The organism is Iocasia fonsfrigidae, assembly GCF_017751145.1.
GTDB classification, from domain to species: Bacteria; Bacillota; Halanaerobiia; order Halanaerobiales; family DTU029; genus Iocasia; species Iocasia fonsfrigidae.
In genome coordinates this window covers 3,321,974-3,348,162 of the sequence record NZ_CP046640.1, presented here as the reverse complement: position 1 = coordinate 3,348,162, position 26,189 = coordinate 3,321,974, and the positions used below count along the sequence as shown (strand labels likewise).

At 35.5% G+C, this 26,189-nt stretch carries 23 protein-coding genes and 1 riboswitch; of the genes, 21 read left to right on the top strand and 2 right to left on the bottom strand.

The genetic code is table 11. The features are described from left to right. Window positions 1-7 precede the first annotated feature (7 nt). From tilS to GM661_RS16030, 6 genes are all read left to right on the top strand, one after another. Window positions 8-1,423, top strand: a complete 1,416-nt coding sequence (gene tilS, locus GM661_RS16055; protein WP_230867720.1) for a tRNA lysidine(34) synthetase TilS — start codon at window positions 8-10, stop codon at window positions 1,421-1,423. 1 nt (window position 1,424) lies between these two features. Beyond that, window positions 1,425-1,985, top strand: coding sequence for a hypoxanthine phosphoribosyltransferase (gene hpt, locus GM661_RS16050; RefSeq protein ID WP_230867719.1), 561 nt, complete (start codon window positions 1,425-1,427; stop codon window positions 1,983-1,985). An 85-nt stretch (window positions 1,986-2,070) separates the two neighbouring features. After that, window positions 2,071-3,984: an ATP-dependent zinc metalloprotease FtsH gene (gene ftsH / locus GM661_RS16045; protein ID WP_230867718.1), complete on the top strand. Its 1,914-nt coding sequence runs from the start codon at window positions 2,071-2,073 to the stop codon at window positions 3,982-3,984. Between the two features lie 80 nt (window positions 3,985-4,064). Beyond that, the gene (locus tag GM661_RS16040; protein WP_230867717.1) at window positions 4,065-5,132 is read left to right on the top strand and encodes a type I phosphomannose isomerase catalytic subunit; all 1,068 of its coding nucleotides are present in this window, start codon (window positions 4,065-4,067) and stop codon (window positions 5,130-5,132) included. Between the two features lie 53 nt (window positions 5,133-5,185). Beyond that, entirely contained in the window at window positions 5,186-6,856 is a 1,671-nt protein-coding gene (locus tag GM661_RS16035) for a formate--tetrahydrofolate ligase (protein ID WP_230867716.1), read from the top strand. 61 nt (window positions 6,857-6,917) lie between these two features. After that, window positions 6,918-7,016: riboswitch (THF riboswitch) on the top strand. Window positions 7,017-7,082: 66 nt separating this feature from the next. Continuing rightward, complete coding sequence (locus GM661_RS16030) at window positions 7,083-7,616, top strand: folate family ECF transporter S component (RefSeq protein ID WP_230867715.1); 534 nt, start codon at window positions 7,083-7,085, stop codon at window positions 7,614-7,616. Between the two features lie 93 nt (window positions 7,617-7,709). Here GM661_RS16030 and GM661_RS16025 read toward each other — a convergent pair whose 3' ends face one another. Then, window positions 7,710-8,900: a S1C family serine protease gene (locus GM661_RS16025; RefSeq protein WP_230867714.1), complete on the bottom strand. Its 1,191-nt coding sequence runs from the start codon at window positions 8,898-8,900 to the stop codon at window positions 7,710-7,712. Window positions 8,901-9,041: 141 nt separating this feature from the next. Between GM661_RS16025 and GM661_RS16020 the strand changes: the two genes are divergently transcribed. Genes GM661_RS16020 through dusB form a run of 3 tightly spaced genes read left to right on the top strand, consistent with a single transcriptional unit; the run spans window position 9,042 to window position 11,828 of the window. Then, window positions 9,042-10,028 (top strand): biotin--[acetyl-CoA-carboxylase] ligase, encoded by a 987-nt coding sequence (locus GM661_RS16020; protein ID WP_230867713.1) that lies wholly within the window; start codon window positions 9,042-9,044, stop codon window positions 10,026-10,028. 37 nt (window positions 10,029-10,065) lie between these two features. Continuing rightward, complete coding sequence (locus GM661_RS16015; protein WP_230867712.1) at window positions 10,066-10,839, top strand: type III pantothenate kinase; 774 nt, start codon at window positions 10,066-10,068, stop codon at window positions 10,837-10,839. 17 nt (window positions 10,840-10,856) lie between these two features. After that, entirely contained in the window at window positions 10,857-11,828 is a 972-nt protein-coding gene (gene dusB / locus GM661_RS16010) for a tRNA dihydrouridine synthase DusB (RefSeq protein WP_230867711.1), read from the top strand. A 9-nt stretch (window positions 11,829-11,837) separates the two neighbouring features. Here dusB and GM661_RS16005 read toward each other — a convergent pair whose 3' ends face one another. After that, a complete protein-coding gene (locus tag GM661_RS16005) occupies window positions 11,838-13,298 on the bottom strand; it encodes a Mur ligase family protein (RefSeq protein ID WP_230867710.1) in 1,461 nt (486 codons plus the stop codon). Between the two features lie 152 nt (window positions 13,299-13,450). Between GM661_RS16005 and GM661_RS16000 the strand changes: the two genes are divergently transcribed. The 12 genes from GM661_RS16000 to GM661_RS15945 all read left to right on the top strand — a co-directional run bounded on the left by GM661_RS16000 (window position 13,451) and on the right by GM661_RS15945 (window position 26,098). Then, complete coding sequence (locus tag GM661_RS16000; RefSeq protein WP_125986135.1) at window positions 13,451-13,972, top strand: transcriptional regulator; 522 nt, start codon at window positions 13,451-13,453, stop codon at window positions 13,970-13,972. Window positions 13,973-13,997: 25 nt separating this feature from the next. Continuing rightward, window positions 13,998-14,921 carry a quinate 5-dehydrogenase gene (locus GM661_RS15995; RefSeq protein WP_230867709.1) on the top strand — a complete coding sequence of 308 codons (924 nt, stop codon included), beginning with the start codon at window positions 13,998-14,000 and terminating at the stop codon, window positions 14,919-14,921. Between the two features lie 16 nt (window positions 14,922-14,937). Continuing rightward, window positions 14,938-16,029 (top strand): shikimate dehydrogenase, encoded by a 1,092-nt coding sequence (locus GM661_RS15990; protein WP_125986131.1) that lies wholly within the window; start codon window positions 14,938-14,940, stop codon window positions 16,027-16,029. 168 nt (window positions 16,030-16,197) lie between these two features. Then, window positions 16,198-16,683: a transcription elongation factor GreA gene (greA, locus tag GM661_RS15985; RefSeq protein WP_125986128.1), complete on the top strand. Its 486-nt coding sequence runs from the start codon at window positions 16,198-16,200 to the stop codon at window positions 16,681-16,683. A 9-nt stretch (window positions 16,684-16,692) separates the two neighbouring features. Further along, complete coding sequence (gene lysS / locus GM661_RS15980) at window positions 16,693-18,165, top strand: lysine--tRNA ligase (RefSeq protein ID WP_230867708.1); 1,473 nt, start codon at window positions 16,693-16,695, stop codon at window positions 18,163-18,165. A gap of 95 nt (window positions 18,166-18,260) precedes the next feature. Beyond that, the gene (locus GM661_RS15975; RefSeq protein WP_230867707.1) at window positions 18,261-19,208 is read left to right on the top strand and encodes an AEC family transporter; all 948 of its coding nucleotides are present in this window, start codon (window positions 18,261-18,263) and stop codon (window positions 19,206-19,208) included. A 556-nt stretch (window positions 19,209-19,764) separates the two neighbouring features. After that, complete coding sequence (locus tag GM661_RS15970) at window positions 19,765-20,922, top strand: CdaR family transcriptional regulator (RefSeq protein WP_230867706.1); 1,158 nt, start codon at window positions 19,765-19,767, stop codon at window positions 20,920-20,922. Between the two features lie 196 nt (window positions 20,923-21,118). Beyond that, window positions 21,119-22,252, top strand: coding sequence for a glycerate kinase (locus tag GM661_RS15965; protein ID WP_230867705.1), 1,134 nt, complete (start codon window positions 21,119-21,121; stop codon window positions 22,250-22,252). A gap of 364 nt (window positions 22,253-22,616) precedes the next feature. Beyond that, window positions 22,617-23,459, top strand: coding sequence for a phosphogluconate dehydrogenase C-terminal domain-containing protein (locus tag GM661_RS15960; protein WP_230867704.1), 843 nt, complete (start codon window positions 22,617-22,619; stop codon window positions 23,457-23,459). A gap of 40 nt (window positions 23,460-23,499) precedes the next feature. Further along, on the top strand, window positions 23,500-24,333 hold the full coding sequence (locus GM661_RS15955; protein ID WP_230867703.1) for a transketolase: 834 nt from the start codon (window positions 23,500-23,502) through the stop codon (window positions 24,331-24,333). Next, window positions 24,326-25,276 carry a transketolase family protein gene (locus tag GM661_RS15950; protein ID WP_230867702.1) on the top strand — a complete coding sequence of 317 codons (951 nt, stop codon included), beginning with the start codon at window positions 24,326-24,328 and terminating at the stop codon, window positions 25,274-25,276. The genes GM661_RS15955 and GM661_RS15950 overlap by 8 nt, the downstream gene beginning before the upstream one ends. A 147-nt stretch (window positions 25,277-25,423) precedes the next feature. After that, window positions 25,424-26,098, top strand: a complete 675-nt coding sequence (locus tag GM661_RS15945) for a GntR family transcriptional regulator (RefSeq protein ID WP_230867701.1) — start codon at window positions 25,424-25,426, stop codon at window positions 26,096-26,098. Window positions 26,099-26,189: the final 91 nt, after the last annotated feature.

The window sequence follows — 26,189 nt, the reverse complement described above, 5'->3', positions numbered from 1 at the left end:
TCTGGGTTTGAAATTAATAGCAAGATTTAAAGAGTACATAAAAGAATATGACCTACTTAAAAATGGTGATTCATTAATTATTGGTGTCTCAGGGGGGCCTGATTCGCTAACTTTATTTCATCTCCTGAATAGTCTTAAAAAGGAATACAATCTCTATTTAGTAGTTTTTCATCTTAATCATATGTTTCGTAAGGAGGCATCTGCCGAAGCGGAATATGTTAGAGGGATTGCTAAGAGATATGAAATCAAAGCTATTATTGAGGAATATGATGTCCCGGCCTATATTCAGAAGGAGGGGCTTTCACCAGAAGAGGCAGCCAGAAAGGTAAGGTTTAATTTACTTAAAAAATGGGCAGGAAAATTAGATATTAAAAAGGTGGCTTTGGCACATAATAAAGATGACTTGGTAGAGACAGTGTTTCTAAATATAACGCGGGGGTCAGGTCTGCAGGGGTTAACTGGTATTAACCCTCTTACAGAAATTGATGGGATTAATTTTATCCACCCACTTCTTGACATATATAGAGAAGAGATAGAAAATTATTGTCAGGAAAATAATTTGAAGCCGGTCTATGACCAGACAAATAATGAAGTCATCTATACGAGGAATAAATTAAGACATAAAGTCATACCATATCTTGAAAAGGAGATTAATCCCCGTCTTAAGGGGGCGGTAAGCAGGATGGCCGCACATCTTCGTAGTGTAGAGAATTTTCTTTCCAGGATTACCCAGGAAAAGTTGGCTGAGATTTTACTTGAGAATAATAAGCATAGGATAGTATTATCACTATCAGCTATACAAAAAGAAGAACAGCTTATCAGAAGGAGACTGGTAAAAGGGGTGATTGGACTCCTGCGTGGTGATGTTATTGATCTCTATACAGTACATTATAAAGCTATTGATAAATTGATCTGTGCTGGTGAAACTGGAAAGAAAATACCTATTAAAGAAGAATTGCAGATTCGTATTTCTTATGATAAACTCATTTTTGAGATAAAAAATAGGGGAAAAAAAGTAAGTTCCTATAATAAGAGATTGACAGTGCCTGGTGAGACCCTGTTATCTAATAAAGTAGTTATAAAAACCTGGATTATTCCTTTTTATAACGACTGGCAGCAAGATGCCTTTAGTCAGGATATCTGTTTTTGTGATTATAACAAGATAGACTTGCCTCTTTTTGTTAGAAATCGAAGGAATGGTGATCGATTTAAACCACTTGGTATGAAGGGAGAAAAAAAGATAAAGGATTTTTATATTGATGAAAAGGTCCCCTTAAATAAGCGAGATAAAACACCTATTATTGTTGATAATAAAGACAGAGTATTATGGATTGTGGGAATGAGGATGGATGATAGGTTTAAGGTTAGCCCTGATACAGCAAATATTTTAAAAATAGGTATAAAATATCCTGGAGGGGATTAAAATGAGAAGTGATAGTATTTTTAAAGATGATATAGCAAAGATAATCATACCAGAAAGGGTCTTACAGAATAGAATAGAGGAGTTAGGTGGTGAGATAACGTCAAGTTATCAACATGGTGAAGAGGTTGTTATGGTCTGTATCTTACGTGGGGCTGTAATGTTTATGGCTGACTTGTCTCAGCAGATAAATTTGCCTGTTATTTTTGATTTTATGGATGTGTCGAGTTATGGGGTTGCTACTGAATCATCTGGTGTAGTCAGAATAATAAAGGATCTGGAAGAGAATATAGAAAATAGACACGTCCTGATTGTAGAAGATATCATGGATACTGGAAAGACTTTAAAATATGTAGTAGATATGCTTCAGACCAGAAACCCAGCCAGTATAAAGATAGCCACTCTTCTGGATAAACCTGAAAGAAGGGTTGTTAAACAGATAAATGCAGATTTTAATGGTTTTGAGATACCAGACGAATTTGTGGTTGGTTATGGACTTGACTTTGCAGAAAGGTACCGCAACCTGCCTTTTATTGGTGTCCTTAAAAAAGAACTTTATTCATGATAAAACTAATTGTCAAATAGATATTATTATGATATAATATTACATTGTATATGGTTATTGTTAACCTGAGGGGAGGTTAAGTTTATTGAATGGTTTTGTTAAGAATTTAGGTTTTTATTTAGTATTGATTGTAATATCGATTTTAGTAGCGCAATTTTTTATGCAGCAAACCCCTGATGTTATTAAAGACTTCAGTTATACAGATCTTATTACTCAGGTTGAAAAAGGGAAAATTAATCAAGTAACTATTATTGGTAATGAGGAAGTACAGGGGAGTTATAACAACAAGAGATTTAATGTTCCAATTCCCCCGGAGGCCGTTCCTGAATTAATGAGGGTTCTGGGAGAAAATAATGTTGAAATTAGCACAAAACCTCAGCCAACTGCACCATGGTGGATGAGTCTTTTAGGATATGTTTTACCGATAATAATATTAATAGGTGCCTGGTTTTTTATTATGCAGCGGATGCAGGGCGGCGGCAGTCAGATGATGTCATTTGGTAAGAGTAAAGCCCGTCTAAATGAGAATAGCAAACAGGTTACTTTTGATGATGTTGCTAATTATGAAGAAGTAAAAGAAGAGCTCCAGGAAGTAGTAGAATTCCTTAAAAATCCCCGTAAATTTACCAAGATGGGGGCTAAGATTCCTAAGGGGGTTTTATTGGTTGGCCCTCCTGGTACTGGTAAAACCTTACTGGCCAGGGCTGTAGCAGGCGAAGCCGGAGTGCCTTTCTTTTTTATAAGTGGTTCTGACTTTGTCGAAATGTTTGTTGGTGTTGGTGCATCCAGGGTAAGAGACCTCTTTGAACAGGGTAAAAAGAATTCTCCCTGTATTATATTTGTTGATGAGCTGGATGCTGTTGGTAGACAGAGGGGAGCTGGCCTTGGTGGAGGACATGATGAAAGGGAACAAACCCTAAACCAGCTTCTTGTTGAAATGGATGGTTTTGAAACAAATGAAGGTATTATTTTAATGGCTGCTACAAATAGGCCGGATGTATTAGACCCTGCCTTACTAAGACCTGGACGTTTTGACCGTCAGGTTATAGTTGATAAGCCAGATGTCCGTGGGAGAGAGGGTATCTTAAAAATACATTTACGTGATAAACCTATTGCTGATGATGTGGATACAAAGGTGCTTGCTAAAAGGACACCTGGTTTTACCGGGGCTGATATGGAAAACCTTGCTAATGAAGCTGCTATTCTTGCGGTCAGGCGGAAGAAGAATAATATTCAAATGGATGAGTTTGATGATGCTATTGACCGGGTAATTGCTGGTCCTGCTAAAAAAAGCAGCGTGATGTCTGAAAAAGAAAAGAATCTGGTGGCTTATCATGAGACAGGGCATGCGTTAACAGCTAATCTCCTGGAATTTGCTGATAAGACGCACAAGGTTTCTATTGTCCCTCGTGGTAGGGCTGGTGGAATGACCTGGACACTACCTGATGATGACAAGAATTTTATGGGAAAAAAAGAACTTCTTGATGAGATAGTAGTACTTTTAGGAGGACGTGCTGCAGAAGCTATTTTCCTTGATGATATTAGTACTGGTGCTCAGAATGACCTGGAACGGGCAAGTAAAATTGTGCGGGCTATGGTTACTGAATATGGTATGAGTGAAAAACTGGGTCCTTTAACATTAGGTCAAAAGCATAATGAACAGATATTCCTCGGCCGTGATATATCCAGGCAGCGCAATTATAGTGAAGAGATTGCTGCTGAAATTGATAGGGAGATTAGTTCACTTATCGGAGATTGTTATGAAAGGGCTGAAAAGCTGCTTAAAGAAAATACAGCTAAAGTTGAAAGGGTTGTCAGGGCACTTAAAGAAAGGGAGACCCTTGATTCTGAACAATTGCAGAAATTAATGGATGGAGAACCCTTGAAGGAACTAGAAGAAGAAAGTGCTGAAACAGCTGAAACCAATGAACAGGATAAGAAAAATGATAATACTCATAATGTAATAAAAAGTGATGATGACATAGATCAGGGTGAATAAAATTATAATTTTAAAACAAACAATAAGGCCATTATCCATCACAGGGTAATGGTCTTTTTATTGTAAGGAGTTGACCAAAGATGTGTTTATATCCACTTTTGTTTAATCCAGTATATAAAGAGAAGATTTGGGGTGGAAATAAGATTCGAGATTTTTTCGACAGGGATATTACAGGTGATAAGATAGGCGAGAGTTGGGAAATAGCAGCCCATAAGAAGGGAATGAGCATCATTGCTAATGGTGAGTTTGCTGGGAAATCTTTCCAGGAATTATTAAATAAATACCCAGTTCAGCTTTTAGGTAAAAGGGTTTCATATCAAGAAGGGGATAGTTTTCCACTGCTGGTCAAGCTGCTGGATGCCAATGATAAACTATCTGTCCAGGTGCACCCTGATGACAATTATGCCAGAGAAAATGAAGCTGAACAGGGTAAAACAGAGATGTGGTATATTATAGATGCTGAACCTGCTGCCAATTTAATCTATGGGGTTAAGCCAGGAATAAGTAGAGAGGGCTTTAGCCAGGCTATTGAAAAAGGGACCCTGGAGAAATATCTTTGTGAAATAGAAGTAAAAACGGGAGACTTCTTTTTCATACCTTCAGGTACATTACATGCTATAGAAGAGGGGATCTTACTGGCAGAGATTCAGCAGAATTCAGATACTACTTATCGTGTTTATGATTGGAATAGAAAGGGACAGGATGGAAAACCACGTGATTTACATATAAAAAAGGCTCTTGATGTAATAGATTTTGCAGTAAATCCTTTCAGCAATACTACAAAATCACTGCTTGTGGAAAATCAAAATTATAGCAAGCAATATCTATCAATTTGTCCATATTTTGCAGTAGAAAAATATGATGTTTGCAAAAAATTTACATTGAATCCCGCTGGGAAGAGTTTTTACATCTTAATGAATATTACTGGTAAAGGTGAGATTGGGTATGATAACAAGAGTTTTGAGTTTGACAGAGGGATGACATATTTTATTCCAGCCTCACTTAAGAATTTAACTATAAGCGGACAATTAGAGGCTATTGTTTGTTATATTCCTCCCAGTAAAGAAGATATTATTACAGCTCTTTTGCAAGAAGGGTTTTCAAGAGAAGAGATAGCAAGATTGGCTGGTTTTAATTATCAATGGTAGATAGATAAAAAATTATGCAAAAAAGATAATATTTGTTAAGGGAAGTGTTAGAGTTGAAGAGTGATATTGAGATTGCACAGTCAGCAGAAATGAAGGAGATCACAGATATTGCTGCTGACCTCGGTTTTGATAGGGATGATATTGAACAATATGGCAGATATAAGGCCAAAGTAAAGCTAACAACATATGATAGGTTTTTAAAAAGAAATGATGGAAAATTAGTTCTGGTAACTGCGATTACACCAACACCAGCCGGCGAAGGCAAGACAACCACGACAGTTGGCCTCGGTCAGGCCCTTAATAGGCTTGGTAAAAAGGCCGTTATTGCCCTGCGGGAGCCCTCTCTAGGGCCTACTATGGGTATAAAAGGTGGGGCTGCCGGTGGTGGATATTCCCAGGTTCTACCTATGGAGGATATTAATCTTCATTTTACAGGTGATATTCATGCAATTGGTATGGCTCATAATCTTTTGTCGGCAGTTCTTGATAATCATATCAAACAGGGTAACAAACTCGGGATAGATCCCACGAATATCAGCTGGACAAGGGTAGTTGATATGAATGATAGAGCACTTCGTAATATTGTTGTTGGTCTTGGGGGAAAGGCCCATGGTATTCCCAGAGAAGATCACTTTATGATTACTGTTGCTTCAGAAATAATGGCTATACTCTGTCTGGCCAATAACCTAAAGGAATTAAAGGAAAAAATAGGAAAGATTGTGGTGGGATATAACTATGATGGTAAGGCTGTTACCTGTAATGATTTAAAGGTTGCCGGGGCGATGACTGCCCTTTTGAGAGAGGCCATTAAGCCGAATTTGGTTCAGACACTGGAAAACACTCCAGCTTTTATCCATGGGGGACCATTTGCTAATATAGCACATGGCTGTAATAGTATAATAGCTACAAAACTAGCCTTGAAATCAGGAGAGATAGCTGTTACTGAAGCAGGTTTTGGGGCTGATTTAGGAGCCGAAAAGTTTTTCAATATTAAATGTCGTTATGCCGGCTTGCATCCAGATGCTGTAGTACTGGTTGCTACTGTCAGGGCCCTGAAGTTGCATGGTGGTGTAAGTCTTGATAATCTCCGGGAAGAAAATTTAACTGCCCTGAAAAAGGGTATGGATAATCTGGCAAAACATATTGAAAATATAGCAAGTTTTGGTTTGCCCCTGGTAGTTGCTATCAATAAATTCCCGGATGATAGTAATGAAGAGCTTGCCTTTATAAAAGAGAGGTGCTGGTCTATCGGGGTTGCGGTTGAGCTATCAGATGTATGGGCTAGAGGTGGTAAGGGTGGAATTGCTTTAGCTCAAAAATTAATAGATATTCTCAATAAAAATGAAAGTAATTTCAGATATCTATATGATACTGCTTTCTCTATTAAAGAAAAAATAAAGCTGATAGCTCAGGAAATATATGGGGCTGATGGAGTTGATTTCTCTAAAAAAGCCTGTCAGCAAATTGATAAATATACTGAAAGCGGTTATGATAAGCTACCTGTTTGTATGGCCAAGACACAGAGTTCTATCTCAGATAATCCGGTTTTAAAGGGTAGACCTAGGGGTTTCAGGGTTAGTGTGAGGGAGATTAACCTTTCTGCAGGTGCTGGCTTTCTTGTACCCCTGACTGGCCCTGTCCTGACTATGCCTGGTCTTCCTGCCCAACCTTCAGCAGAATTGATAGATATTGACGCGGCAGGAAAAATAACAGGTCTGTTCTAAATTATTGAATTTTAACTTGTATCAATTTTATTACTATGTTACAATTATATCAATGAAAAGTGGCAGAGTAGATGTCATGCGTTAGAGTGCTTAAGGATGGGACGTTGCCTTAAGACGAAATGCCTGTAGAGGCTGCGGTATGGTCATCGCGTCCGCTGTCACCAGAGAGCTCTTCTCTTTGGTGCAGGTTTCTGCCATGGTCCAAAGGGGAGGGAGGTGGCTAGAGATGGAAAATATTTCTAACCGCAGGATTGTTTATATGGCTTTTCTGATAGCACTTAGTATTGTTTTGACACGTATATTAAGCCTCCATATACCGATTGGAGGAGTAGAAGGTATTAGAATTGGTTTTGGTGGATTGCCTATTATCTTTACTGGTGTTTTATTTGGTCCCTTAGCAGGGGGAATTGTTGGTGCAGTTGCTGATATATTAGGATTTTTCTTATCCCCAATGGGGCCTTATATGCCTCATTTTACACTGACATCATTTCTGACAGGTTTTCTCCCTGGTGCAGTAGTTTTCTACTTTTTCAAAGGAGAAACAAGTTATTTGTCTTTGATGGTTGCTATAGCAGTAGGGCAGTTAATATCATCAGTTATACTGGTACCATTATTCTTAAACCATTTATTTGGTATTCCTTTTCTTCCATTGCTTATCGGTAAAATTAAAGGTCAGCTTTTTCACGTGCCAGTTTATGTCTATTTGATTAGAGTATTACTAAAAAATGTTGTTTTTAATATTAGTCTGGAGACTGGTTAAAAAAATACCCCCCGATTATCTACTTAGAATCGGGGGGTATCTTAAGTAATCTATATTAACTCCACCCCTTAGAGTCAGGGGTGGAGTAATTTTTTATAGTTTGCCTGGCCTTTTAGCTATCCTGGCAAATAAAATCTTGGAATTGCCATTTCTAATAATATCTATTCTGATGCTGTCTCCAATATTCTTCTTTTCTATGATCTTTTTCACATCAGTTAATTCTTTAATCTCTGTTTCATCTATTCTGGTAATGATATCATTTGCTAGGAGACCGGCCTCATCGGCTGGACTGTCATCATATACTTTAGCGATGATAACACCGTTAAGTTCCTTAATATTATAATATTTCTTGTATTGTTCTTTAAATTTAGAATCCAATTGGCTATAGTAAATACCTAACCAGGGTTGTATGATCTCGCCCTTTACTTTGAGGTCATTTACTATTCCCTTAACTTCATTAATGGGAATTGCAAAACCAATACCTTGTCCCTGGGTACTAACAGCAGTATTAATACCAATAACTTTTCCATTAAGGGCTAAAAGAGGTCCACCACTGTTGCCGGGGTTAATAGCTGCATCTGTTTGGATGAGGTTAGGATAACTCCTCTGTTCACCATCTGAGGAAGGGATTGTAATTGGTCTTCCCAGGGCACTTACAACACCTGTGGTAACAGTATGTTCAAAACCAAAAGGATTTCCTATGGCTATGGCCCAATCACCAGGTCGAATTTTATCAGAATCACCTAATTTAACGGCGTGTAAATCTTCTTTTACATTAACCTTAAGAACAGCTAGATCTGTATTAACTTCTGACCAGACTACCTCTGCTGGAACAGGTTCTTCAAAACCCTTAATTGTTACTTCAATACTATTAGCATTATGGATAACATGCTCATTTGTTACTATATAACCATCCTGAGAAACTATAAAACCAGAACCAAACCCTTCCTGTGTCCTCGGTTGACTTTCAGGAATGTCAAATTGATTTCCAAAAAAGTATTTAAAGAAGGGGTCATTAAAAAATGGATTTTCCTGACTACCCTGAACTTCAACCTCAGAAGTGATTAATACTACACCCGGGTCTATTTGTTCAGCAATATCAGCAAAGACATTGCTTTCAGTTATCACAATTTTTTCTGCATTATCAGCATCCCCAGGGCTTGCTTCATTTGCTTTAGAAAAAGGGGTTACTTTATCAGTGGAACCTGCTACAACCCCGATCATTAGAGCCAGTAAAGCTATTAATACATAAGGCATTAATCTAGTTTTCTTAAAAAATTTCATATTATATCACACCTTTCTTTCTAATTATGTTTTATAATAATATTTATTTTGCTTTACATTAAAAATTATAATAAAATATATGCTAGAATACAATTAAAAAAAGATTAGAAAAGCATTAAAATTATATTAAAGGGTGATCAGATGAATAAAATCAATATTAAATTATTAAAATTATTGATAGAAAATAAAGGGGATTATGTTTCAGGAGAGAAGATAAGTCAGGAACTGGGGGTTTCACGTACTACTATCTGGAAACATATCAATAAGCTTCGTGAACTTGGTTATCAAATTGATTCACTTACCAGGAAGGGGTATAGTTTAATTAAATCCCCACAGGGGATGGTTGCAGAGAATATTTATCTGGGATTAGATACTGAAGTTTTTGGTAAGGAGATAAGGGTTTATCCTAGTTTGGATTCAACAAATACAAAAGCAAAAGAGTTAGCAGCTGATGACTACCCAACAGGGACAGTTATTATTACTGAAGAGCAGCAGCAGGGGAAAGGTCGTCGTGGTAGGGGATGGTATTCACCTCCAGGAACAGGGTTGTGGTTTTCGGTTTTACTTAGACCAGACATTGCACCTAATAAGGCCCCTTTTCTCACTATTATATCTGCGCTTGCTGTATCAGAGGGGATCAAAAAAGTTGCCAGTTCATTAGTTCCGGTTATTAAATGGCCTAATGATGTATTACTGGCTGGGAAAAAGGTCTGTGGGATTTTATCTGAATTAAATGCAGACCTAGGTATGATAAAATATGCAGTTACAGGAATAGGCATAAATGTGAACCAGACTTCTTTTCCAGCTGAAATAGCTGATATTGCTACTTCATTAAAAATAGAAGCCGGAAATGAGATAGACCGTACTCTGTTAGTTCAGGAAATAATAGTTTCTTTTGAAAGATATTATCTGGAAATGGAAGCAGGTCATTATGATAAGTTATTAGGCCTGTGGAAAAAGCAGTTAAATATTATTGGTGAACAGGTTATTATTTATGCTAATGAAGGTATTACTTATGAGGGTAATGTCCTTGATGTTTCTTCACAGGGGGAATTAATAATAAAAGACAAAAATGGTGAGATAAATAAGTTTTGGGCAGGGGATGTCAGCCTTCGCCGGAAAAAATAGGACTGTTTTATAAATATGAAGTATAAGGGGGATTTATATGATTTTAACAATTGATGTTGGTAATACTAATACTGTCTTAGGGGTTTTTAGTGATGGTGAACTAATAAAAGATTGGAGGATATCAACTGATAAAGATAAAACAGCTGATGAATATGGTATCCTGGTCTATAATTTGTTTTCTTATACAGAAATTGAAACAGCTGATATTAAAGGGATTATTATTTCAAGTGTAGTCCCACCAGTAGTTACTGTCCTGCAAAAAGCTGCAGAGCTTTTTATAGGGGTTAAACCCCTGATCATTGGTCCAGGTGTGAAAACAAGCATGAATATTTTAATGGAAAACCCCAGAGAAGTAGGGGCTGACCGTGTTGTTAACGCAATAGCAGCCTATCAGAAATATGGTGGGCCAGTAATAATTGTTGATTTTGGAACTGCCACAACTCTTTGTGCTGTTACTAAAAAGGGTGATTATATTGGTGGGGCTATTGCTCCGGGTATTGGTATAGCTTCAGAAGCCCTTTTTAATTATGCTGCAAAGTTACCCAGGGTTGAACTGTCCAGGCCAGAAAAGGCTATTGGTAAAAATACTATTATGGCTATACAGTCGGGGATTATCTATGGATTTGTAGGACAGGTTGAAGGGCTTATTAATAGATTTATTCAAGAGATAGATGGAGAGCCAAAGGTGATTGCTACTGGTGGTTTAGCAGGATTGATAGCTAAGGAGACAGATTCAATCCATATAATAGATGCTTTCCTTACTCTAGAAGGTCTTTACCATATAGGGAAACTCAATGGTATAATTGATTAGTGAAAGTGGTGTAATTAATGAAAATAGGTGATTTGCAGATAGATAATCCAGTTTTTTTAGCACCGATGGCCGGTGTAAGTGATTACCCCTATCGACAGATAATAAGGGATATGGGCTGCCAACTTCTTTATACCGAGATGGTTAGTAGCAAAGGGATTGCCTATGGTAATGAAAAAACAGAAGAGCTGGTTGAATATAATAAAAAAGATGGTTTTATTGCTGTGCAAATTTTTGGTGAAGATCCGGCATTTATGGCCAGGGCTGCTGCACATATACAGGAAAAATATGCAGTAAATATCATTGATATCAATATGGGTTGTCCTACCAACAAGATAGTTAAGAATGGCTCTGGTTCTGCTTTGATGAAGGATCTAAAAAAAGCCAGAAGTCTGATTAAAGCTGTGGTTACTGCAGTTGACATCCCAGTAACAGTTAAGATTCGTAAAGGTTGGGATGACAGACATATTAATGCAGTTGAGACAGCTGTGCTGGCCGAGGAGATGGGGGTTAAGGCTGTTGCTGTTCACGGTAGGACCCGTGAAGAGTTTTACAGTGGAAAGGCAGATTGGCAGATAATAAAAGCTGTCAAGGAAAAAGTGAATATACCTGTAATTGGCAATGGAGATATCTTTCAGCCTGAAGACGCGGTAAAGATGATAGAAGAAACCAATTGTGATGCTGTGATGATTGCCAGGGGGGTTAAGGGTAATCCCTGGCTTATCAAGCGGGCTGTACATGCCATTAAAACAGGCGAGTTGCTTGATGAACCAACTGACAGGGAGATAATTGAGATGGCGCTTTACCACCTGAAAAAATCTGTTGATTACTATGGTGAAAAAAGGGCCATTCCTCTAATGAGAAAACACCTGTCCTGGTATTTAAAAGGTAGACCTTATTCTAGTAAAATAAAGGAAAAATTAAACTACTTGAAATCATATCGAAGTGTTAAGGAAGTATTACAGGACTATTTGATGAAATTATCTAATTAAAGTAGATATTTAATTTTTAATTATTTTAAGGATCATCTTACCTGCCTGGTCCATGGCATGTGGGCCCAATAATAAGATAAGGTCGCCCCTGTTCACCTGTGAGATAACATCTTTCAGGACAGGGGTTAAATTATTATAATGATAATATCTTATCTTATTCTTATTTAATATCTCCAAAAAGATTTCTTCTTCATTTTGTGAGACCCTATCAATTTCTTTTACTACTTCATTACAGTTTGAGGTAAATAGGGAGTAGTCCCCTAAGCGTGGAAGCCATTGACTGATTACCTCAGCATTTTTTTTATTAATTTTAACTCCCCTGTTTCCTCGCAGGGAGTTTACTATATAGACTTTATTATATTTTAGTTTAGTAACAGCATTAAATACTGCCTGGTAACTTCCAGGATTATGTGCACAATCATCTAAGATAATAAAGTCTTTTTTATAAATAAATTGAAGGCGCCGCCAGATACCCATAAAATTAGCAAAAAAATCCTGAATTAGTGTCGGCTTGAGACCATAAAAGAGGGCAATACTAATGGCGACCAGGGAGTTATAGATATTATGTTTGCCTGGCAGGTGCATTTTTATAGGAAACCTTAATGGTGATAACAGGTTTCCGTTATCCATTTTGATAGGTTTACATAGTCTATAGTTAAACAAGGTACCATTATTCCATTTTTCTATATTCTCTGCCCTAATATTTGCTTTAGAGTCTATACCATAGTTTAATAAGTTCTTAGTAAGTATATCAGGAGATTTAAGGTAAGGGTCATCCTGATTAATTAAGATTAATTTGCTTTTGTTTCCCTGTAAAAACCCCTTCTTAATATTTATATACTCAGGGAAGTTAGGATGTAGGTCAAAGTGGTCAATGCTGATATTGGTACCTACTTTAACTGAAAATTTGCATCCTGCAATTCTATCTAATTTTATACCATGTGATGATACCTCCATACAAACATATTTCAAATTGTTTTTAAGCATTTCCTGCAGATATTTTTGTAAAGTTATCGGGGCAGGGGTAGTTAATTTGCCGGGTATTATTTCTTGACCTGTATCCACTTTAACAGTACCAATAAGTCCGGCGGCTTTTTTTTCTTTTTTGTGATTATGATTTAATAGATGGTAAATCAAATGGGTTGTTGTTGTTTTTCCATTTGTACCTGTTACACCGATTAGTTCAAGCCCCTCTGAGGGATACTCATAAAAATCAGCAGCCAGTTGTGCAAAAACCGTTCTGGAGTTTTGAACTTTTATGATTGGAATGTTTCTATTTGTTTTTGCCACAGGCTCTTTTTCAGTAAAAACAACGCTGGCACCTTTTTCAATAGCCTCATTGATATAATCATGACCATCCCGGTTAAAACCTTTAATAGCAACAAAGGCAAAGCCTGGTTTAACCTCTCTTGAATCACAGGTTATACCGGTATAATCAGGAATATTATTCTTAGTGATTTGCTCTTTCATTATTTAAACCCCCAATACTACTTTAAACATTATATTATATTATACCGTCTTAAGGATAGAAAGATACTTATATTGAGAAATTCTTGACATTTTTTTCTGGAGTGATACAATATATGTGTACGTATTTGTGCACATTGCCGGGAGGTGCTGCTATGAAGTTTAGCAGGATTGGGAATAAGATTATTAATAATAAAAAGATTGATAGAATAATTAAACGGGTTATATCTTTAAGGGAAAAAGGCTATTCACAATCAATGGTTGCTAATGAAATAGGCGTTGAAAGGACTTTTATATCAAGGCTTGAAAGTATTGGGGAGATTAGGAAGGGGAAAAAGATTGCTTTACTTGGGTTTCCTGTAAAAAATAAGGACGACCTACAACAGCTTGCTGTTGATTTTGGACTTGATTATGTCCTAATATTAACTGAAGAAGAAAGATGGTCATTTGTTCGCAACAAAAAGGGAGTAGAGATATTTAATGAAATTATGGAGATCCTTGTTAAGCTAAAGGGTTTTGATTTAATAATCTTTTTAGGTTCTGATATGAGGCTTGATTTAATTGATAAATTACTTGATGGCAATGTTATTGGTGTTGAATTAGGTGAATCACCGATTACTGAAGATAAGTATGTTAACCCTGAAGAAATAAAGAGAATAATTACTACCTTTTCATAAATACATAATTAAGGGGGAAACCAGGGTGAAGAAAGTAATAAGTATTAGCCTGGGTTCAAGCAAACGTGACCACAGGGTTGAAGTCAATATTTTAGGGGAAAAATTTATCATAGAAAGACGGGGAACAAATGGTGATAAGAAAAAAGCTGCCCGGCTCTTTACTGAATTAGATGGTAAATATGATGCCTTTGGAATAGGTGGTATTGATTTATACATATATTCCGGTAAAAAGAGATATACTTTTAGGGATGCTAAAAAACTGATTAAAGATGTCAAACAAACCCCTGCTGTAGATGGTAGTGGTTTAAAAAATACTCTGGAAAGGCGTGTTGTTGCTTTTTTGGATCAAAAAACGGGGTTAAAACTAGCTAACAAAAAGGTTTTAATGGTCTCTGCTGTTGATAGATTTGGTATGGCAGAGGCCCTGGTTTCCCTTGGTGCTGAGGTTATTTTTGGTGATTTAATCTTTGCTCTGGGATTACCTATGCCTATTTATTCACTTAAGACGTTAGATAAAATAGCCAGAACTTTTGCACCAGTAATTACTAAATTACCTATTGAGTGGGTATATCCTACTGGGAATAATCAGGATAAAAAGTATACAGATGAAAAATATACCAGGTATTATCAGGAAGCAGATGTTATTGCCGGGGATTATCATTTTGTTCGCAAATATATGCCCCAGGATATGAATGGGAAAATAATAATTACTAATACAGTTACTCAGGAAAATATATCTGAACTAGAAAAAAGTGGTATTAAGACTTTAATTACTACAACACCTGAATTAAATGGCCGGTCATTTGGCACTAATGTAATGGAGGGTGTGCTGATTACTCTGGCTGGTAAAAAACCAGGGGAATTAAGTAGTGATGATTATTTAAAATTATTAGATAAGATTGGTTTTAGCCCCAGAGTAATAGAATTTGATAGACAAGCTGTATCTTAAGAAGGAGGATTATTCTATGGATAAATTTGGTTTTATAATTCACCCCCTTGAAATTACTGATTATAGCAGGAAATATAGCTGGGCTGATAAACTGCCAGATTATGTATTAGAAAGGGTTACACGGATGTTACCGGCTTTAAAGGTATCTCACATTACAGGTGTAGAATCAGAGGCGACAGGTAAGGAGATTGAAGGGTATTTTGTTAGTTGTTTTTTAACAACCAGACAGATGATGAGTTTGCCTACTGACAAAGTAATAAAAAAAATAATACATGCTGGGGAAAAAGCCAGGGAACTTGGTGCTCAGATAGTAGGTCTGGGGGCTTTTACCTCGGTTGTTGGAGATAAGGGTATTACTGTTGCCAGAGAATTAGGTATTCCAGTTACTACAGGAAATAGTTACACTGTAGCTACAGCAATTAAGGGTACCAGGCTGGCCGTAAAAAAGATGGGATATCAATTAACAGATATAACAGCAGCTGTTGTCGGTGCTACTGGTTCAATTGGACGGGCAGTCAGTCTTGTTTTAAGTTCAGATTTAGAGAGGCTTATACTTGTTGGTAGGGATATGGGAAGATTAAATCAGTTAAAAAAAGAGATAGAGGGTTTAAATTATCAATTAGAGATAAACTGTACAACTGATGTAAAACAGGCTGTCAGTAGTTCTGAAGTAATTATTAGTGCATCTGGGGCGGTAGACGCTTTAATAGACCCTGTTGATTTGTTGCCTGGGGCAGTTGTCTGTGATGTGGCCCGCCCCCGGGATGTGGCAGTAAGAGTGGGAACCCAGCGGGATGATGTTTTAGTAATAGAAGGTGGTATAGTTGAGGTGCCTGGGGCAGTTAATTTTAATTTTAATTTTGGTTATCCCCCCAAGACTGCTTATGCCTGTATGGCAGAGACAATGATGCTTACTTTAGAGGGTAGATTTGAGGATTACAGTCTTGGACCATTCATTGAAGTTGAAAAAGTAAAAGAAACAGCTAGTATGGCAGAAAAGCACGGTTTTAAATTAGCTGGGCTCAGGAGTTTTGAAAGGGCACTTTCTGATCATAAAATTGCTGAAATAAGGCAGAGGGCTGAAGAAAAAATGATGATGATGTACTAGTGAGATGATAGCTATTAGCTTATTTCCTTATTTCCTTAACTCACCTTGACAAATATTTACGGGTAACTTATAATAATTAATAATTAGAATATACATATTAGTGTCAAGTATTGAATAACTTGACACTATTTTGATAATAGATAAATTAATTGTAAAGGGGTCGAAAATATGGCAGAAGAAATATTGTTAACTCAGGAAGGGTATGAAAAGCTTGAGAGTGAACTTAATAATCTAAAAAATGTTAAAAGGCGGGAAATAGCCAAAAGAATTAAAGTAGCTCGTGAATTTGGTGATATTAGTGAAAACTCCGAATATGATGATGCTAAAAATGAACAGGCCTTTATAGAAGGTAGAATTAAAGAAATAGAAATCATGCTCAGAAATGCCCGTATTGTTAAGGATGACGAGATTACGGGTGATACTGTTAATTTAGGTACAATTGTGGAATTAAAAGATATGGATACTAATGATGAGTTTTCATATAAGATTGTTGGTTCTGCTGAGGCTGACCCGCTTAATTTTAAAATATCTAATGAATCACCAATCGGAAAAGCTATCCTGGGGCATAAAAAGGGTGATACTGTAAAGGTTGAAGTGCCTTCTGGTATTACTGAATATGAAATTTTATCAATAAAAAAACAAAAAAAGGGGTAGGGGAAATAGATGACAGATAATAATGAAGAATTAAATGACTTAATGATTCAGAGGAGAGAAAAACTAAGTGATATTATCCAGCAAGGTCATAAACCTTATGGTAAAAAATACAATGTTACTAATCATGCTCAAGAAATAGAAGACAGCTTTGATGAACTTGAAGGACAGGAAGTTTCTCTATCAGGTCGTTTGATGGCCATTAGGACACATGGCAAAGCAAGTTTTGCTGATCTGATGGATATTACAGGAAAAATTCAGTTATATGTTAAATTGGATGTAGTAGGGGAAGACGAGTATAATTTCTTTGCTGAACTGGATATTGGAGATATTATTGGTATCAATGGTGAAGTTTTCAAAACAAGGCGGGGACAAATATCGATTAAAGTTAATAGTTTTAAATTTTTATCTAAATCACTGCGGCCTTTACCAGAGAAGTTTCATGGGCTAAAAGATAAGGAGACCAGATATCGTCAGCGTTATGTTGATTTGATTGTAAACCCTGATGTAAGAGAGACTTTTATTCTAAGGAGTAGGATCATTAGAGAGATAAGAAAATATCTAGAAAATAATAATTTTCTAGAAGTAGAAACACCAATGATGCATCCTATTCCAGGTGGAACCAGTGCTCGGCCATTTATTACCCACCATAATACTCTGGATATGGATCTTTATATGAGGATTGCTCCAGAACTTTATTTAAAACGGTTAATAGTAGGTGGATTTGAAAAGGTATTTGAATTAAACCGTAATTTCAGGAATGAAGGTATGTCGTTTAAACATAACCCAGAATTTACAATGATGGAACTCTATCAAGCAAATGCAGATTATAAAGATATGATGGAATTAACAGAAAATATGATTTCCCATGTGGCTCAAGAAACATTAGGTACAACTATAATTAATTATCAGGGAGAGGAGATTGATCTAACTCCTCCCTGGCGTCGTTTGACCATGGTTGAGGCTGTTAAAGAGTATACTGGAGTAGACGTTAGTGCTATAAAAACTGATGAAGAGGCCCGAGAGGCTGCTAAAGGTGTAGGGATAGAAGTAGATAATAATTATAGTAAAGGGAGAGTGCTGAATCTTCTTTTCGAGGAAAGAGTAGAAGAGAAGTTAATACAACCTACATTTATAATGGACTATCCCTTAGAAATATCACCACTAGCCACTAAAATGGATGAAAATCCTGAATTTACTTATAGGTTTGAACCCTTTATCTATGGATGGGAAATAGGTAATGCCTTCACCGAGTTAAATGATCCTGTCGATCAAAAAGAACGATTTGAGGATCAAGTTAAACAGCGTGAAGCTGGTGATGATGAAGCTCAGATGATGGATGAGGACTATGTCAGGGCTCTGGAGTATGGTATGCCTCCCACTGGTGGGTTAGGTATTGGCATAGATAGATTGGTTATGTTACTAACCAATTCAAGTTCTATCAGAGATATTATTTTATTCCCAACAATGCGTCCTGAGAAATAATATCAATAGACAGGGGATTTTTATGATCCTCTGTTTTTCTGTATCAAATGTTGAAATAATATAATTACTATATCCAAAAGAGGGAAAGTTTATATATGATAGATAATTTTATATTTAGTATAAGTATTGTAGTTCCGATATTTTTGGTTATGTTTACTGGTTATATCTTAAAAAAGAAAGAAATAGTAGGTAACGGTTTTGTAAAAGCAGCCAATAAACTTATTTTTAATATAGCTTTACCTATTAAATTATTTCGTGATGTAATGAAAACTTCCATTAGTGATTATTTTGATATTAAATTCACTGTATTTGTTGTTATGGGGACTATTTTAAGTGTTGTTTTTATCTGGATTTTAGGTCTAATTTTTATCAGAGAAAGATCAAGGTTAGGGGCATTTATTCATAGTTCATTTAGGGGAAATTTCCTTTATATAGGTTTATCAATTATGGAAAACATAACTGGTTCAATAGGGAGTAAAGCCCCGCTAGTACTGGCTTTTGTTATACCTTTATATAATATACTTGCTGTTATAGTCTTAACAGTTACTGATACAAGTAAGGGTAGTAATATTAGTATCAAAAAAACGCTATCAAACATTGTCAAAAATCCTTTAATAATTGCTATACTAGCAGGTGTCGTTGCCTCTCGATTCGAACTAAGCCTACCTATAATTTTAACACGTACTATGGGTTACTTTGAAGTAGTAGTAACACCACTGGCTTTAATTACAATAGGTGCCACCTTTAGTTTGCAGAAATCGGTTCAAAATTTATTTCAGCCTTTATTAGCCAGTATGTTAAAATTGATTATTCTACCGGCAACTGCGGTATTTTGTGCACACCTGCTGGGCTTTTCTAATGAAGATATCCTGCTGATATATATATTATTTGGGGTGCCTACTTCACTTGTATCATATATTATGACAGCGGCTATGAATGGGGATGAGAAGCTTTCATCTAATATTATTATGACAACTACCTTGTTATCAGTTTTTACTATGACTGGTTTTGTATTTATCTTTAAGACGATTGGAATTGTGTAAGTAAAGTTGTCTTGGATAAGAACTTCTGGTTTTATATATTTTTATTAAAAAATACATCTCTTTAAAAGAGGTGTATTTTTTGTGTTTAACAATTAAAACCTTTCTACCTATGGGTAATGGTTTGCAAATAAAATTTTTTAAGATGTAATGCAGGAAATTCCCCATATTTATTTAATAATTAAGGTAGAATAATAACAATATGTATTTGTTTTAGATATAGTAGGTCATGATTTTATAGAGGGGATATACCCTGAGGATAAATATTGCACTTTTCCGTTCCAGCCAATTATATTAACTCCGCTTGTCGTTCGCTTCAGCGTCCTGCTTTCGTCCTCTATTACTTCATAGCATAGAGCCGCGCTACGAAACAAGGTTTTAAGCCGTGCTTCTAATGTTCCGGCGTCCTGCCTCCACAAAAAGTTAAAGTCGCTACATTAATATAATTGGCTTACACAGCATTTAGGGTTTAAGCGGAAGTAATATAGATTTATTATAGAACATAAGATTAACGGTATATTATATTGCAAATAGATTGTTTCTAAGAGGGTGTACTATTGTGAAATTAACCATGGATTTAGCAAAAAAAATAGTTAAAAATACTATGGATGTATTAGGCAAAAACATTAATATAATGGACTACAACGGTATAATTATTGCTAGTGGGAATCAAGAAAGAATAAATATGTATCATAAGGGTGCGGCAGAAGTAGTTAAAACTGGTAAAATGGTGATCATAAAAGATAAAGATATAGCTGGCTTTAAGGGGGTTAAACCTGGTATCAATCTTCCAATAAGGTTTAATGAACAGATTATAGGTGTTGTTGGTATAACTGGTGATGCGAATGAAGTAGCTGGCTATGGAGAAATAGTTAAAAATATGGTTGAATTAATATTACAGCAGGAGTTTTTGCGGAGAGAAATTGAGGCAGAAAATAAAGCCTGTGAAAATTTCTTTCAGCAACTATTAAGTAACAGTATAAAAAGTAAAGAACTGTTAGTTGATAGGGCTAAGTTGTTTGATTTGACATTAGACCTTGTCCGGGTAGTAATAGTAATTGAGATTCATCCTATTGATAATAAGTTGTTAACTGAACAGATTCGAATACTGGATACATTTTTAAGACTAAATAAAAAAGAGGATATTATCTTTAGTAGAGGTGATAATCTCATTTTGGTAAAAAGTTTTAGTAAAGATAACAACATTGAAAATTATTATGAGTACACAAAGAAAATTACCAATAAAATATTGGATAGGTTTAATGAAATATTTGATTCTGTAATAATTGGGGTTGGACAAAGGGTCTCAGAATTAGAGAAATTATATATATCATACCAGGGGGCAAAACATGCCCTTAAGGTGGGAAAGAAAGTATATAATAATCATGAAAATAATATATTTTTTCTCGATCACCTAGGTTATGACTATTTTTTGCCTTATATAGATAAAGAGGAAGGACTTTATTTTCTACATCATCTATTAGGAAACAATATAATAGAAGTCTTTGAAAATGTAGATCTTGGGGAGTTAATAGAAGCCCTTGTAGAAAATGATTTAAATATTAGTAAAGCAGCAGATAGTATATATATTCACCGTAATACATTAATATATAAATTAAACAAAATAAATGAAATAACCGGATTAAATCCCAGAAGTGCTAAGGACCTTTTTACACTATTGATTGCTTATCATTTGTACTTATATTTATATCAATAAATTGTAAGATAAACGCAGTATCAGCTTTTTGTCTACTATTTATTTTCGTAACCGTCTCCCTTGTCAAAATATGCAGTATTAACAAATTTTTGTTGTATTACCTACTGATATTTAATGAACTTGCATATTGTATTGAAATTTCAAGTTAATTATAATAAGGATATATTGTAAAACGCGGGATAAGGGGGAATATATTATGAAGGTGATGATAGCACCTGATTCTTTTAAAGGGAGTTTGACTGCACTGGAAGTGGCTGATCATATAAAAAAGGGCATATTAAAGGTATTTCCTAAAGCAGAGGTTCTTAAGGTTCCAATGGCTGATGGTGGTGAAGGTACGGTCCAATCTCTGGTTGACGCAACTGATGGTGAAATTATTGTAAAAGATGTTACTGGACCGTTAGGGGATAAAGTGGCAGCTTCCTTTGGTATTTTGGGTAATGGAAAAACTGCTGTTATTGAGATGGCAACTGCATCTGGTCTGCCTTTAGTCCCGGAAGATAAGGCAGATCCAAGTATAACAACTACTTATGGAACAGGTGAATTGATCAAGCATGCCCTTGACCAGGGGATAGAGGAATTAATAATAGGAATCGGTGGTAGTGCTACTAATGATGCTGGAGTAGGGATGGCCCAGGCCCTGGGAGCTAGCTTCAGGGATGAAGATGGACAGGAAATAGGTTTTGGTGGAGGAGAACTGGATAAAATAAAGGAGATTGATTTATCTAATCTTGATAAACGGATAAAAAGACTTAGCGTAAATGTTGCCTGTGATGTAAACAATCCCTTATATGGTCCTGAAGGTGCGGCATACATATATGGTCCTCAGAAGGGTGCAGATCAAAGAATGGTAGAACTACTTGATAAGAACCTGAGATATTTTGCAGAGGTAGTTAAAAAAAGTTTAAATATTGATTTGCAGAGTATACCAGGTGCTGGAGCAGCTGGTGGGTTGGGAGCTGGCTTATTTGCCTTTCTAAAAGCAGAGCTTAAATCAGGGGTTGATATAGTCTTGGAGGCTAATAAATTCAAAGAAAAACTTAGCGGGGTAGATCTGGTAATAACTGGTGAAGGTAAGATTGATGGGCAAACTGTACAAGGTAAAACCCCGGTAGGTGTTGCTAAAAAAGCAAAGGAAAAGAATATTCCGGTCATTGCTGTAGCAGGTATGGTAGCTGAAAATGCTGGAGAAGTGTATCAGGCAGGTATTGATACATGTTTTAGCATAACACAGCGGCCCCTTACCCTTGAGGAGGCAATGAATAAATCGGGGGAATGGCTGGAAATGTTGAGTGAGCAAATTATGAGGTTGTATAAAATTAATATCTAATTTTATTTAAACATAAGTAATAGCTGCTGGGATTGTAATTTTCAGCAGTTATATTTATTTGTGTTGTAAACGTTCAAATTATGCTGGTGTTATTAATATTTATTCAAATAATAAATTTTTTATAAGTAAAAAATAATATGAAAAAATAATATATTTAAAATTGCTTGACAAATACTGATTAGTATGATACTCTATCTGTAATTATATATTATATATAATCGATTATATATAATATATAATATTAAGAAATAATCTTAATATTCAAGGAGGGGGTAGATATAAGATTTACTATAAATTGATAAAGCTTCTTTATATTTAAATTCAATTGATAACTCAAACAAACTTAATAAGGGAGGACTAGTCAATGTCAAAACAATTAACAATTTCAATTATTGGTGCAGCAGGGAAGATGGGTACTCGTATTACTAATAATCTTTTGAAAAGTAATTATAATTTATTGTTTTGTGAGAATGGAGAAACAGGCATTGCGAAGCTTAAAGAAAGGGGGTTAACTAATACAGAGACTGAAAAAGCTATTCCTCAAAGTGATTTAGTAATATTGTCAGTTCCAGATAATCTAATAGGCAAAATTTCAGAAGAAATAGTATCTATGATGAAAAAAGATGCAACATTACTTTTGCTTGATCCAGCAGCGGCATATGCTGGGGAAGTAAGTCTTCGTGATGATTGTAGTTTTGTAGTAGTACATCCAGGTCATCCCCCTCTTTATAGAGCACAGGATAATTTGGAGGCATATAATGATTTTTTTGGTGGGGTAGCTCGGCAAGATGTAGTTGCAGCTTTATTTCAGGGTAAAGAGAAACATTTTGAGATTGGAAAAAAAGTAGCTAAGGATATGTGGGCACCAGTAGATAATGTTTATGATGTTACTGTTGATCAGATGATATTATTAGAACCAGCAGCTGTAGAGGTAGCTGGAGGTTCAGTGGTTTACTTGATAAGAGATGTGATTGGAGAGTTAACTGAAAGAGGTATTCCAAAAGAAGCTGCTCAATCCTTTGTGTTAGGACACTTGCGGACAGTATTAGCTATTGTCTTAGACGTAATACCAGCTCCTGTATCAGATGCCTGTAAATTGGCAATTGAACAGAATTATAATAGAATAATCAAGGAAGACTGGAAAGAAATATTTGAATCCGATGTTGTTGAGGAGACTGTTAAAGGTATGTTGGGATTAAAAAAATAGAGTATAAAAAAACTAATTTTTAAAGGAGGGGATTCATATTATGGATAATGAAGCTATTCAAATAAAAGAAATTGCTAACAAATTAAGATTAGATGTTGTAAGAATGGTTCATTTAGCAGGAGATGGTCACCCTGGTCCGGCCTTGTCAATTGCAGATATAGTTGCAACTCTTTATTATAAGGTGATGAATATTGACCCTAAAAATCCTGATTGGTCTGAAAGAGATAGGCTAATATTATCTAAAGGTCATGCCTGTCCGATAATATATGCTGCTTTAGCTAGGAAAGGTTATTTTTCAACTAAAATTTTACCTAGCTTAAGAAAGTTGGGTTCAATCTTACAGGGACATCCTGATATGATAAAAACACCAGGGATTGACATGACTTCTGGTTCTTTAGGAAACGGCATATCAATTGCTTCAGGAATGGTAGCTGCAAGTAGGGTAACAGGATATGATTATAATGTTTATGTAATTACAGGTGATGGAGAATTGCAAGAAGGTGTTGTTTGGGAAGCGGCTATGTCGGCTGCTCACTTTAATCTAGGTAAATTAATAGTATTTGTTGATAATAATGGATTTCAAAGTGGGGGGGCTATTAAGGATATTAACAGTACCATTATACCTGTTTTAGAGAAGTGGAAGGCCTTTGGATGGCATTGCCAAGAAATAGATGGGCATAATATTAATCAAATATTGGCAGCTATTGAGAAAGCAAAAGCAGAAACTAAACAGCCATCAGTTATAGTGGCTAAGACTATTAAAGGTAAAGGATTACCATTTATGGAAAATGATAATTCTTGGCATAAACGGACTCCAACAGAAGATGAACTTAATATGGCAATTAAAGTATTTGGAGGTGTTGCTAATGAGTAAAAAACAATCTAATACTAGAAGAGCAGTTATGGATGCCCTTTTAAAGTTAGCCAGTAATGACCCTGCTATTTCTGTAGTTTGTGCAGATTCTTTAAAATCGATGCGAGCAGGGGAATTTGCAGAAAAATACCCTGATCGTCTTTTTGATGTAGGTATTTGTGAACAGAATGCTGTTGATTTTGGAGCAGGACTTGCAGCTAGTGGATTAAAACCATATGTTGCTACTTATGCTGGTTTCCTAACTATGAGAGCCTGTGAGCAGATGAGAACATTTGTAGCTTATCCAAAATTAAATGTAAAGTTTATCGGTGCTAATGGTGGTATTTATGGTGGAGAACGTGAAGGAGTAACTCATCAATTTTTTGAAGACCTAGGTATTGTTCGTAGTATTCCTGGAATAACAGTTGTAGTTCCGGCTGATGGGAGAGAAGTTTATCAGGCAACCAAAGCCTTAGCCCAAATAGATGGTCCGGCCTATCTTAGGGTTGGCAGTGATCGAGAACCTTTTATTTTTGAAGATGAGATTGATTTTGAATTAGGCAAAATTAGGGTAATGAGAGATTATGGAGATGATGTAGTTGTTTTTGCAACTGGATCAATTTTATACCGTGCTTTGAAGGCTGTTGATATGCTTTATGAAGAAGAAGGTATAAAGGCAAAAGTTGTTGAGGTTCATACTTTGAAACCGCTAGATGAAAAAAATATTACGAGTATTTTAAGAAAAACCGGTGCAGCTGTAACAGTGGAAGATCATAATATTATTGGAGGTCTAGGAAGTGCTATTTCTGAAACCAGTACCAGTAATTATCCAGTTCCTATTGTGAGAATAGGATTGCAGGATATTTTCCCTGAATCAGGTGAGGCAGAGCAACTATTAGATAAATATAATATGGCAATTACAGATATTAAAGATGGAGTAAAAAAGGCTATAGCATTAAAATGAAAATTCAATATAAAAAAGTTGATGTAAATAATAAACTGGGTAGTTTTTTAAAAGCCTTAAGCTGTGTATTGTTTGACATAATAAGTTTGTTAAGATATAATTTAGAAAAAAACAATATATAATCGGTTTAAATTTAGGAGGCTTTTTATGGAATTACCTGGTATTAAAAAAGACCATAAGACATTAAGTGAAAGGGTTAAAAACTATTTATTGGATAGTATTTTAAATCAACAAAAATATTTGCCGGGAGATAAAATAACCGAGACTAAAATTGCAAAAGAATTGCAAGTTAGTCAAGCACCTGTCCGTGAAGCTATTCGTGATTTAAAAATGATGGGTTTTATTGAGAGTGAACCATACAAAGGAAGTCATGTAAAACAAGTAACGGCTAAAGAATTATTGGATTTATATGATGTAAGGATTAATCTAGAGACACTTGCAGTAAGGCGAGCTCTTCAACGCATAACCGAAAAAGAGATAGCGTATTTAAAATCATTAATTGATAAAATGGCTAAAACATCTCAAAAAAATGATTATGTAAAACAAACTGAACTTGACGGTAGATTTCATAATAGTATAATTGAGTTTTCGGATAATATTATTTTAGTTAAAGTTTGGAATAATTTGGGAGTTGAATATTGGACTTGGCTAGGGCTTAAGTTTTTAAAAGATAACCATAAATTTGACTTTATTGATCAAGTTTCACGCCATCAAGAAATTTATTCTGTGATTAAAGATAAGGATGTAGAAAAAGCTGTTTTAATGGTAAAAAAGCATTTTAATGAGGTTAAAGAAATGTTAATAGAAATTGGGGATTTGTAATTGGATATCAGTAGTGAATCATAATCGATTATATATAATATTTAAAAAATTTCCATTTTTAATTGATTGTAAATAGAAACTCAGATACTAT